Source organism: Streptomyces albicerus, assembly GCF_008905045.1.
GTDB lineage: Bacteria > Actinomycetota > Actinomycetes > Streptomycetales > Streptomycetaceae > Streptomyces > Streptomyces albicerus.
This window is the reverse complement of the sequence record NZ_VWMY01000150.1, coordinates 1-10,500: the sequence shown is the minus strand read 5'-3', so window position 1 is coordinate 10,500 and position 10,500 is coordinate 1. Positions and strand designations below refer to the sequence as shown.

Here is a 10,500-nt window from a genome sequence, read left to right as displayed (position 1 = left end):
TCAAACGCCGGACGGGCTAGTGGTTGCGGGGTCTGGGGCGGAGCCCCAGGGGATGGGACGGGTAGGGGCGGCGGGGGCGAAGACAGTTCCGGTCCCCCAGCCGACCCCTCCTCCGAGGACTCCCGGTCCTCCGGATCCTCCGTGTCCAGCAACTGCACCGCATGCCGCCCCAGTTGAGCGACCAGCATCCCCGGCAGCCAGGGATCGCGGCTGCGGCCGTCCGCGACCGTGTCCTCCGCGCCCGTGCGTTCCAGGATGTCGTCGAGGGTCGGGCGGGAGGCGGGGTCCTTGCGGAGGCACTGGTGGACGAGGTCGGCGATGCCCTCCGGAACGCCCTCCAGGTCCGGCTCCTCCTGGGCGATGCGGAACATCAGGGCGTGCACCCCGCTGTTGGCCGTACCGAACGGCAGGTCCCCCGTGGCCGCGTACGACAGGATCGAGCCCAGGCAGAAGACGTCGCACGCGGGCGTGATGCGGTCGCCGCGGACCTGCTCGGGGGCCATGAAACCGGGTGAGCCGACGAGCGCGCCGGTGCGGGTGAGGCCGCCGTCGGTGACCGTCTCCAGGGCGCGGGCGATGCCGAAGTCGATGACGCGCGGGCCGTCGATGGTGACGAGGACGTTCGACGGCTTGAGGTCGCGGTGGATCAGCCCGGCCGCGTGGATGTCCTTCAGCGCGTGCGCGAGGCCGGCCGCGAGGATCCGTACGGAACGCTCCGGCAGCGCGCCGTGGTCGTGCCCGACGACAGCCTGGAGCGAGGGCCCGGCCACATAGCCCGTGGCGACCCACGGGATCGCCGCCTCGGTGTCCGCGTCGAGCACCGGCGCCGTCCAGTACCCGCCCACGCGCCGCGCGGCCTGCACCTCCTGGCGGAAGCGCGCGCGGAACTCCTCCTGCTCGGCGAGCTCCTGCCGCACCAGCTTGACCGCGACCGTCCGCCCACGGTCGGAACGCGCCAGATACACCTGGCCCATGCCGCCCGCGCCCAGCCGCGCCAGCAGTCGATACGCGCCGATCCGCTGCGGATCCCCAGCCCCGAGCTTCTCCATCGGTACGCCGCCCTCCCCCGTACGTGTGCGACAGCCTGAGGATAGTGCGGCCGAACGGGGAGGTGGCCGGGGCGGTGTCTACGGTTCCGTAACAGGGGGTGCCGTTTCTGTGACCGTGTCCGTAACCCTGTTCGTGACCCCGCTCGTGGCCCTGCTCGTGGCTCCGCTCGTGAGCGTCTCCATCGCTCCGATCAGCCGTTCCAGGACTCGTGCGGTTTCGGCCAGTTCGGCCTCGCCGAGGGTTTCCGCGAGGCGGTCCGCGAAGGCCGCGTGCCCGGGGATGATCTTCTGGATGGCCGCGCGGCCGTCCTCCGTCGGGCGGAGCAGCTTGGCGCGGCGGTGGGCGGGATTGGGCACGTACTCCGCGAGCCCGCGTATCACCAGCAGATCGGCGATCCGCTGCACGCTCTGCCGGGTGATGCCCATGACACGGGCGATCCCGGAGACGGGCAGCGGCTCCTTCAGTACGGCCCCGAGCACCTGCCACCAGGCGGCCGTGAGCCCGGCGGGCTTCGCCAACTCCTCGGCCACGCCCAGGAACTGACCGTTCAGCCGGAAGGCCGCGAGCGCGCTGCGGCTGAACAGGTCCTGACGTTCCCTGCTCACTGCCCGGCCGCCTCGAGTACGGCGTACGCCTCCGGGTCCGAGTCGTGGAACAGCCGGTACCAGGCGTCGAGCACCTCGCCCTCGTACACCCCGAGCAGCCCGAACACCTCCCGCGCGAACGCGACGGGCTCGGTGGGCCCGGCGGTGATCAGCTTCCCGTCCGTCACGGCGTCGGCGTCGACGTACCGCTCGCCGCCCTTGTACCCGGTCGCCGCCAGATAGAAGGACACGGCACTGGTGTGGGCCCGGTCGTCGAGCAGCCCTTCGCGGGCGAGCCCGGCCGTGCCCCCGCAGATCGCGGCCACGGGCACATCGGCCTCCAGGAACTCACGGGCCTTGCGTGCGAAGGGCGCGAGGTCGTCGCTGGTGTCCCACAGATCGGCTCCCGGCAGGATCAGTAGCGCGCTGTCCTCGGGACGTAGGTCGTCGAGCGCGAGGTCGGGCCGGATCCGCAGCCCGCCGATGGACTTCACGGGGTCGAGGGACGCGCCCACCGTCCGGATCTCGTAGCCGGACCGGGCGAGATACGCGGTCGTGTGACCGGTCTCCCAGTCGGCGAGGGTGTCGTAGACGGCGAGGTGTACGGGCTTGCGGGTCATGGCTCCTCCTCGGTCGTGCTCCTGCTTGCTCTGCTTCTGCTTCTGCTTCTGCTTCTGCTTCTGTAAGCATGCTGTCATTACGACAGGATGCTGTCAATAGGTCCATGGGTCGCGGCGTCTCCGGGCGCCGGCCCGCACACGCGACAACCTGTCGCGTTCCCGGCCGGACCGCAGACAGGACGCCGATGTCGCGGCCTCACCCCGGACACCTACGCTCGGCCGCATGACCCCTCAGCCCAACCCCCAGGCCGGCGCCGCCGTGAAGGCCGCGGACCGTGCGCACGTATTCCACTCCTGGTCAGCGCAGGAACTCATAGACCCGCTCGCCGTCGCCGGTGCGGAGGGGTCGTATTTCTGGGACTACGACGGCAAGCGGTATCTGGACTTCACCAGTGGGCTCGTCTTCACGAACATCGGCTACCAGCATCCGAAGGTCGTCGCCGCGATTCAGGAGCAGGCCGCGAACCTGACGACGTTCGCGCCGGCCTTCGCCGTGGAGGCGCGGTCGGAGGCGGCGCGGCTGATCGCCCAGCGGACGCCCGGGGATCTGGACAAGATCTTCTTCACCAACGGGGGCGCCGAAGCCGTCGAGAACGCCACGCGCATGGCCAGGCTGCACACCGGCCGCCCGAAGGTGCTGAGCGCCTACCGCTCGTACCACGGTGCCACCGCGACCGCGATCAACCTCACCGGCGACCCGCGCCGCTGGCCGAACGACAGCGGGGCGGCCGGGGTCGTGCACTTCTGGGCGCCGTTCCTGTACCGCTCCCCCTTCCACGCCGAGACCGAGCAGCAGGAGTGCGAGCGCGCGCTGCAGCACCTCGCCGACACCATCGCCTTCGAGGGCCCGGCGACCATCGCCGCGATCATCCTGGAGACGATCCCGGGGACCGCGGGGATCATGATGCCGCCGCCGGGCTACCTGGAGGGCGTCCGCGCGCTCTGCGACCAGTACGGGATCGTCTTCGTCCTGGACGAGGTCATGGCCGGCTTCGGGCGTACGGGCAAGTGGTTCGCCGCCGATCACTTCGGGGTCGTGCCCGATCTGATGACCTTCGCGAAAGGCGTGAACTCCGGATACGTGCCGCTCGGCGGTGTCGCGATCTCGGAGGAGATCGCCGCGACCTTCGCGCGTCGCCCGTACCCCGGTGGCCTCACCTACTCCGGGCACCCGCTCGCCTGCGCCGCCGCCGTCGCGACCATCAACGTGATGGAGGAGGAGGGCATCGTCGAGCAGGCCGCACGGCTCGGTGAGACCGTCCTCGGTCCGGGGCTGCGCGAGCTCGCCGAGCGCCACCCGAGCGTGGGCGAGGTGCGGGGCACGGGTGTCTTCTGGGCCCTGGAACTCGTACGGGACAGGGAGACCCGCGAGCCCCTCGTCCCGTACAACCCGGCGGGCGAGGCGAACGCACCCATGGCGGCCTTCGGTGCCGCGGCGAAGGCGCACGGCCTGTGGCCCTTCGTCAACATGAACCGCACCCACGTCGTGCCCCCGTGCAACATCACGGAGGCGGAGGCCAAGGAGGGTCTGGCCGCGCTCGACGAGGCGCTCTCCGTGGCGGACGAGCACACGGCGCGGCACACGGTGTGACGGAGACAACGGGGGTACGGCGCAATCCGGGCACCCCGGTCCCGAACGCGTAAGGTGACTGGCTCGTAGACATGAGCGAGTACTTACCCGATCGGGGAAGGACGGGACGATGCCCGGCACCGGCACCGGCACCGGCAATGGCGCCGTCACCCGCAGCACCCTGCGGCAGCAGATCGCGGACGCGCTCCGCGACGAGGTGCTGGCCGGACGCCTCCAGCCGGGCCAGGAGTTCACGGTCAAGGAGATCGCCGAGCAGTACGGCGTCTCCGCGACCCCGGTCCGCGAGGCCCTGGTCGACCTGTCGGCCCAGGGCCTCCTGGACGCGGACCAGCACCGCGGATTCCGCGTCCACGAGTACTCGCTGGACGACTACCGGGGCATGATCGAGGCCCGCAGCCTGGTCACGGACAGCATCTTCCGCGGCCTCATGGACGAGACGGTCACCACCACCCGGGCCGCCCGCGCGGCCCTGGCCACCCGCACCGACGACCCGCGCACCGTCGCCGCCCTCGCCGGGGTGCGCCGCCGCGGCGAGGAGGCCCAGCGCGCCGCCGCCGCCGGTGACCTGAACATCCTCATCGGCTACGACCTGCGCTTCTGGCGCGAGCTCGGCGGGCTCGTCGGCAACTCCTACCTCGCCGACTTCCTGCACCGGCTGCGCGTCCAGTCCTGGGTGTGCGCGGTCCAGCACCTGCGCCGGGTCGAGGACCTGCGCGGCCGGCTGTGGGCCGATCACACGGCCCTCGTGGACGCCCTCGCACGCCGCGACGCCGAGGCCGCGCACGCGATCGTCACCGCCTACCACGCGCACGCGCTGGCGCTGATCGAGCGGCTGACGGCGGACTGAGGGCGGGCGGTGGGCGCGATCGCATGCGGTGGGGTCGGCGAGTGTGGGGTATGCGACCTGCACGACGGGGACTGACCGCGCTTCCACCCATTACGCTTCCTTGACCACCGCCCTACGCGAGGAGCTCTCTGTTGGCCTGTGACCTGTGGCTGGTCCCGCTCGTCGACGTGTTGTGCCACACCCCCGACAACCCCTTCGCCGAGGAACTCGCGCTCTACGACAAGGTTCTGGGCGAGTCCGGACTTCCGCCGGTGCCGGTCTACGCGTACATGCCGGGGCTCTCCGGCGATGTGGCGCCGGTCGCGGGCTTCGACTACGACGCGCTGCACTTCCTGCGCCGCGCGTACCTGTTGCAGGTGTGCGGGCTCGCGGTGACGCCGGTCGACGAACTGGGCGGCGACTACGAGCAGTTGCTGGAGATGTTCGACACGACGGCCCAGCAGTCGCACCTGGTCTGGCACTACGACCACGCGGGCGCGTACGTCCCGGTGGACTTCCCGCATCCGCTGTCGAACGACGAACTCCTCGCGGGTGGCGGCCCGTTGGGCTCGTCCCAGACGCTGCTGCGCGAGCTGGAGTTCGTCGCCCCGTCGATCGGCATCGACCCCGCCAATCCTCCGCTCCCACCCCAACCCCCCATGGCTCCCACCGAGTTGGAGGAGCCGGCCGCCCCCGCGCCCTTCGACGCGAGCCCGTTCGCGCGCGAACGGCATGTGTGGCTGGGGCTGCACGCGGCGGCGACGCGGAGTCTGGCGCAGGGGTCGATGATCATCTTCAGCTGATCACGAGGTGCAGACGTCCGTCAGCTTGTCGGCGGCGGCATCGATCTTGCTGGAGTCCGGGCTGGTGTCGCCGTCCAGGATGGCCTTGTTGTAGTCCTTGATCGCCTCGTTGAGGTCGTCGACCGTGTTGTTGACCTTGTCGTCGTCCTTGTCCGCCTTGTCATCGATCTTGTCGAGGTTCTTCTCGATGGTGTCGATGGACTCGTCGGTCCGGGTGGGATCCTTCGCCGCGTCCAGACCGGCCTCATGGATCGCCCTGAGACTGTCGGAGATCGTGTCGGCGTTCTGGAGGCAGTCCAGTGAGTTGCCGAAGTCGTCGGCGGCGTCGGCGGCGTCGGCTTCGCAGCCGGTGAGAAGTCCGGCGGTCAGCGTGACGGCTGCCACGGCGGTGGCGATGGTGGCCGGTACGGCGTCCGGGGCGACGGTTCGCGGCCATGGGATTGGTCCCTTCGTGGGGCGGTGGCGATCTCTGCCGTCCCTGCGGTCCCTGCGATCTCTGCCGTCCACGATCCCGTCGCGCGCTCACCGTCACGAGGGACCGGCCCCCCGGATGCATGGTGTAGTGCGCTACATCATGCATCCGGGGGGGGCCGGGTCGGCCTGTGCGGGTCAGCGGATTGTCTTCGACCAAAGTGGTGCGGGGCCGAGGCGCACACGGCCCCGCACCATCCCCGTCAGCTCAGCTCAGCGATGCGGATCGTACGGATGCCCGTGCCCCGGTACCGCGTGGGTGTCCTGGTCAGGACCGGGCGGCCGCGAGGCCACTCGACAGTGGGCAGGGCGAGGTGCAGCACGTGGGCGCCGCTCCAGTCCGGCTCGTCCTTGCCGCCCTGTTCCTCGTCCGCGGAGGCAGCCGTCCGCAGGCGCTTGCCCACGGCGCTCGCCGCCGCGAAATCGAGCCCTTCGATGTTGACGGACGGCAGCGCGCCGACGTGTTCGGCGACGCCCGCCCGCTCACGCTCGGCGGCGGCCAGGCTGAGCGCCGGGATGTAGACCCGCAGTGCCGGGTCCTTCTCGGCCTCGACGACGAGCCTGGAGGCCATGCTGTTGCCCGCGCCGAGCGCGAGCGCGGCCGTGTCGTCGAAGATGACGGCACGTGGCAGTGGGTACCGGTCCTTGTCCCGAGCGTCCGTCACTGGACCTCCCCGATGCGTCCGGCCTCGAGGTCCGCCCACAGCTTCTCGCCGGCCTTCTCGTCCTCCTCCGTGTAAGGCCTGCCGAGAAAGTGCTCCTCGACGTACGCCCTGGTCTCCTCGTACCGCTTGCGCAGCTCTTCCTTGGTGGGAGTGGCCCCGGCCAGCTCCGCCACGAGGTCTCGCATGCTGATCCCACGCTCCCGGGCCAGTTCCTGGAGGCGGTCTCGGACGGCGGGGTCGACCTTGATCGTGGTGTCAGCCATGAGCACAGTATACCGGCGGTATACCACCTCTGGGCGCACGAGTGTGACGGTCATCAACACTCCGTTTCTCTCTGAGGGACCCGGCCGCACGAGCGTGCCGCCGGGAGTCTTCGGCGGCCTACGCGCCGATTTTTTCGGCTTCACCCGTCGGTGGCCCGGCGTCGCACGGAGTGTCGAACGCCTCGTACCCCATGGAGAGTTGGCCGCTCTCCCGGTTCTCGGGGACCACCCGCCGCCGAGAGCGGGACTCCTCCAGCTCACGCGGGGCGGCGGGGGTCCGGGCCCGCCCTTCGGCGCTGTGCTCGGCGAGTGAGCGGAGCGCGGCGCGGGCGCCGTTCGGGAAGCTCGGGAGGTACGTCAGTACGCCCGTCGCGCGCCAGGTGGCGCTCCGGTCGGGGCGGAGGGCGTTGGCGAAGCCTGAAAACGCGCGCCTGGGCGTCGTACGATGAATCCGCATCGGGAGTTGCGTTCTCCTGGTGTCGAGCCCCCGGGTGTTGGCGCACCGCGGGGGCGTTCTCCGTTGCTTTGCCGCCGGTGACTCTAAGGGCACTCAGAGCGACGAACGCAAGCTGGAACTCCCTTTTCCCAGGCGGAAGTTCGCGTTCTTCACTCCTGGGGGTGAATCGGGCACCTCGGCGGTCGATCCGTTCAGCGCAGCTTGGCCAGGCCGTTCTGGAGGTCTTCGCCGTTCATGACCGGGGTGACCTCGACCTCGGCGTTGAACTGGCTGAAGAACGGCTCGCCGGTGGGAGGCAGATCGGAGCTGTCCTTCATGTCGAGGACCAGGAGGATGGTACGCCGGCCTCCCAAGGGCCCGAAGTACGCCGCCTCGGGCTTGATCTGATCCAAGGCCTCCTTGATCAGCTCCGGCATCTTGCCGCTTCGGATCGCTTCGTTCCCCTTCTCCGTGTCCAGCGTCGCCTTGAGCAGAACGCGCATCGCACTCACCTTCTTCGTCGTCGACAGTCGACACACGTGCGTTCGCGGTGCGTTTGCCCTTTCAGGCTATGCCCGTTATACGAGGCACGCCCACTCTTGTTCCAAAGTGCACCGAGCTGCCGACATATGTCTGCCCGCCTGCCGAGGGCAGGCGGGCAGAGTAATGGCAGGCAGGCAGAACAGCTGTCGGCCTGCCGCCGACGGACTCAACTCAGAGGAACGAGTTGATCTCGATCGTCTCGTCGCGGCCGGGACCGACTCCGATCGCGGAGATCGGCGCCCCGGACATCTCCTCCAGCGCCTTCACGTAGTCCTGCGCGTTCTTCGGAAGGTCCGCGAAGGTCTTGGCCTTGCTGATGTCCTCGGACCAGCCCGGCAGCATTTCGTAGACCGGCTTGGCGTGGTGGAAGTCGGTCTGGGAGTACGGGAGTTCCTCGACGCGCTTGCCGTCGATCTCGTACGCGACGCAGACCGGGATCTGCTCCCAGCCGGTGAGGACGTCGAGCTTCGTCAGGAAGAAGTCCGTCAGGCCGTTCACGCGGGTCGCGTAGCGGGCGATGACCGCGTCGAACCAGCCGCAGCGGCGGTCACGGCCGGTGGTGACGCCGCGCTCGTGGCCGATGCGGCGCAGGGCCTCACCGTCCTCGTCGAAGAGCTCGGTGGGGAACGGACCGGCGCCGACCCGGGTCGTGTACGCCTTGAGGATGCCGATGACCCGGCTGATCTTCGTGGGACCCACGCCCGCGCCCGTGCAGGCGCCGCCCGCGGTCGGGTTCGACGACGTCACGAAGGGGTACGTGCCGTGGTCGATGTCGAGGAGCGTGCCCTGGCCGCCCTCGAAGAGGACCACCTTGTCCTCGTCGAGCGCCTTGTTGAGGACGAGGACCGTGTCGGCGACGTACGGGCGCAGCCTCTCCGCGTAGGTCAGGAGCTCCTCGACGACCTGGCTCACTTCGATCGCTCGGCGGTTGTAGAGCTTGGTGAGGAGCTGGTTCTTGACGTCGAGGGCCGCCTCGACCTTCTGCGTCAGGATCGACTCGTCGTACAGGTCCTGGATACGGATGCCGACGCGGTTGATCTTGTCGGCGTACGTCGGGCCGATACCGCGGCCGGTCGTGCCGATCTTCCGCTTGCCGAGGAAGCGTTCCGTCACCTTGTCCACCGTCACGTTGTACGGCGTGATGATGTGCGCGTTTCCGCTGATGAGGAGCTTGGAGGTGTCGACGCCTCGCTCGTTCAGTCCGTTCAGCTCGGAGAACAGGACCGACGGGTCGACGACGACTCCGTTACCGATGACCGGGGTGCACCCCGGCGAGAGGATTCCGGAAGGGAGGAGGTGGAGGGCGTATTTCTGGTCGCCCACGACTACCGTATGGCCGGCGTTGTTGCCGCCCTGGTAGCGCACCACATAGTCCACGGATCCACCGAGCAGGTCGGTGGCCTTTCCCTTGCCTTCGTCACCCCACTGAGCACCGAGCAGCACAAGTGCGGGCACGCGCGTACACCCCTTCCGGGCGGGGCATGTCCAAGGTCGGGGACGTACGCGGCTGGTTTTGGTACGGCTGCGTACGCCGGCGACCTTCTTTGGCCGCGACCGTCGGACCGGATGCCCCGGAATAGACGAAGCCCCTGGCGCAATAGCGCAAGGGGCTCTTGCACAAAGATGCTACCCGAGGAAGCGAGGCATGACCGAGGTGGCGACTTCCGACCAGCTCCTGGTGGTCATCGACCCGGTCGCCCGACACGGTGACGGTGAGTCGGTACGGATCGCAAAAGACGTGCTCAGCGCGGGTGCGACGACCAAAGTGTGCCTTCCGGACGGGCCCGAGGAATTCGATCGGGCGCTGGCCCGGAGGGGGTCCCGGCGGCCTGTCGTGATCGGGGACGACCGGGCCTTGATGCGTGCGGTGTCCCTTTTGCACCGGCGGCGGGAGCTGGCCGGATGTGCGCTGTCGATGGTGCCGGTCGGGATGGGCGGCGGGGCGTTGTCGCTCGCGCGGGCGCTGGGGGTGCCCACCGGTGCCGTCGCGGCGGCGCGGGCCGTGCTCGACGGGGCCGAGCGGCGGCTCGATCTGCTGGTGGACGACAGTGACGGGGTGGTGCTGGGGACGCTTCGGATTCCGCCGCTGAACGGTACGGGTAGGGGTGCGGGCCTGGGCTCCGGATCCGGCTCGGGCTCCGGGTCTGGATCTGGCTCGGCGGGTTCTTCGGAGGACGGCGAGCACCATCACCACCACCACTGGCTCCGTACCTGCCAGTCCCTGGTACGCACCCTCGCTGCCCGGCCTGCCCGGGTGGCGGCCCCTTCCGCGCCCGGGCCGGCCCGGCTGCGGGTCGAGGTCGACGGCAAGACCCTTGTCGACCTGGACCAGCCGGTTGCGGCGGTATCGATCACGCCGGACGGTTCGGGGGGCGCACGAGTCGAGATCCGTCCCGCGTCCGTGGGCGCGGAGGCCGCGCCTCTGGAGGCCGTGGCCCGGATGATCACCGTTTCGGGATCGGACTTCCGCTACCGGGCGGACGCGGTGGTCGGGGGTCCGGTACGCACGCGGACGTGGATGGTGCGGGAGGGGGCTTGGGGGCTTACGTTGCCGGGGTGAGGGGTGGGGTGCGGGGTGGGTTTTCCTCGCCCCCGCCGCCCCTACCCGTCCCATCCCGGGGGGGGGGGGGGCCCCCCCCCCCCCCCCC

13 protein-coding genes are annotated in these 10,500 nt (G+C 69.9%); 4 read left to right on the top strand and 9 right to left on the bottom strand.

Features of this window, described 5'->3' with window-relative positions; all coding sequences use genetic code 11:
• The 3 genes from GAS53_RS53640 to GAS53_RS53630 form a co-directional block, all read right to left on the bottom strand.
• Positions 1 to 1,049: serine/threonine-protein kinase (locus tag GAS53_RS53640; RefSeq protein ID WP_151485108.1), on the bottom strand; the 1,049-nt coding region annotated here is incomplete at its 3' end.
• A gap of 78 nt (positions 1,050 to 1,127) precedes the next feature.
• The gene (locus GAS53_RS53635; protein ID WP_151485107.1) at positions 1,128 to 1,655 is read right to left on the bottom strand and encodes a MarR family winged helix-turn-helix transcriptional regulator; all 528 of its coding nucleotides are present in this window, start codon (positions 1,653 to 1,655) and stop codon (positions 1,128 to 1,130) included.
• Positions 1,652 to 2,254 carry a type 1 glutamine amidotransferase family protein gene (locus GAS53_RS53630; protein WP_151485110.1) on the bottom strand — a complete coding sequence of 201 codons (603 nt, stop codon included), beginning with the start codon at positions 2,252 to 2,254 and terminating at the stop codon, positions 1,652 to 1,654. Before GAS53_RS53630 ends, GAS53_RS53635 begins: the two co-directional genes overlap by 4 nt.
• Positions 2,255 to 2,477: 223 nt before the next feature.
• On the opposite strand from GAS53_RS53630, the gene GAS53_RS53625 reads away from it, so the two are divergent.
• From GAS53_RS53625 to GAS53_RS53615, 3 genes are all read left to right on the top strand, one after another.
• A complete protein-coding gene (locus tag GAS53_RS53625) occupies positions 2,478 to 3,845 on the top strand; it encodes an aspartate aminotransferase family protein (protein WP_151485106.1) in 1,368 nt (455 codons plus the stop codon).
• A gap of 109 nt (positions 3,846 to 3,954) precedes the next feature.
• Positions 3,955 to 4,692, top strand: a complete 738-nt coding sequence (locus GAS53_RS53620) for a GntR family transcriptional regulator (protein ID WP_151485105.1) — start codon at positions 3,955 to 3,957, stop codon at positions 4,690 to 4,692.
• Positions 4,693 to 4,823: 131 nt separating this feature from the next.
• On the top strand, positions 4,824 to 5,474 hold the full coding sequence (locus GAS53_RS53615; RefSeq protein WP_151485104.1) for a hypothetical protein: 651 nt from the start codon (positions 4,824 to 4,826) through the stop codon (positions 5,472 to 5,474).
• Here the strand turns inward: GAS53_RS53615 and GAS53_RS53610 are convergent, their stop codons facing one another.
• From GAS53_RS53610 to GAS53_RS53585, 6 genes are all read right to left on the bottom strand, one after another.
• A complete protein-coding gene (locus GAS53_RS53610; RefSeq protein WP_225859704.1) occupies positions 5,475 to 5,858 on the bottom strand; it encodes a hypothetical protein in 384 nt (127 codons plus the stop codon).
• A 290-nt stretch (positions 5,859 to 6,148) separates the two neighbouring features.
• Positions 6,149 to 6,610: a PIN domain-containing protein gene (locus GAS53_RS53605; protein WP_151485103.1), complete on the bottom strand. Its 462-nt coding sequence runs from the start codon at positions 6,608 to 6,610 to the stop codon at positions 6,149 to 6,151.
• Positions 6,607 to 6,873: a cupin domain-containing protein gene (locus tag GAS53_RS53600; RefSeq protein ID WP_225859703.1), complete on the bottom strand. Its 267-nt coding sequence runs from the start codon at positions 6,871 to 6,873 to the stop codon at positions 6,607 to 6,609. The genes GAS53_RS53605 and GAS53_RS53600 overlap by 4 nt, the downstream gene beginning before the upstream one ends.
• 118 nt (positions 6,874 to 6,991) lie before the next feature.
• Positions 6,992 to 7,330, bottom strand: a complete 339-nt coding sequence (locus tag GAS53_RS53595) for a hypothetical protein (protein ID WP_151485101.1) — start codon at positions 7,328 to 7,330, stop codon at positions 6,992 to 6,994.
• A gap of 191 nt (positions 7,331 to 7,521) precedes the next feature.
• Positions 7,522 to 7,812, bottom strand: coding sequence for a hypothetical protein (locus GAS53_RS53590; RefSeq protein ID WP_151485100.1), 291 nt, complete (start codon positions 7,810 to 7,812; stop codon positions 7,522 to 7,524).
• 211 nt (positions 7,813 to 8,023) lie between these two features.
• Positions 8,024 to 9,307, bottom strand: coding sequence for an adenylosuccinate synthase (locus GAS53_RS53585; protein ID WP_151485099.1), 1,284 nt, complete (start codon positions 9,305 to 9,307; stop codon positions 8,024 to 8,026).
• A 190-nt stretch (positions 9,308 to 9,497) separates the two neighbouring features.
• Here GAS53_RS53585 and GAS53_RS53580 point away from each other — a divergent pair, with 190 nt between their 5' ends.
• Positions 9,498 to 10,412, top strand: a complete 915-nt coding sequence (locus GAS53_RS53580; RefSeq protein WP_151485098.1) for a diacylglycerol kinase family protein — start codon at positions 9,498 to 9,500, stop codon at positions 10,410 to 10,412.
• Positions 10,413 to 10,500: the final 88 nt, after the last annotated feature.

Coding starts and splice junctions, on each gene's coding strand:
- GAS53_RS53625 (WP_151485106.1), top strand. CDS start 2,478: ATGACCCCTCAGCCCAACCCCCAGGCCGGCGCCGCCGTGAAGGCCGCG.
- GAS53_RS53630 (WP_151485110.1), bottom strand. CDS start 2,254: ATGACCCGCAAGCCCGTACACCTCGCCGTCTACGACACCCTCGCCGAC.
- GAS53_RS53580 (WP_151485098.1), top strand. CDS start 9,498: ATGACCGAGGTGGCGACTTCCGACCAGCTCCTGGTGGTCATCGACCCG.
- GAS53_RS53595 (WP_151485101.1), bottom strand. CDS start 7,330: ATGCGGATTCATCGTACGACGCCCAGGCGCGCGTTTTCAGGCTTCGCC.
- GAS53_RS53620 (WP_151485105.1), top strand. CDS start 3,955: ATGCCCGGCACCGGCACCGGCACCGGCAATGGCGCCGTCACCCGCAGC.
- GAS53_RS53600 (WP_225859703.1), bottom strand. CDS start 6,873: ATGGCTGACACCACGATCAAGGTCGACCCCGCCGTCCGAGACCGCCTC.
- GAS53_RS53590 (WP_151485100.1), bottom strand. CDS start 7,812: ATGCGCGTTCTGCTCAAGGCGACGCTGGACACGGAGAAGGGGAACGAA.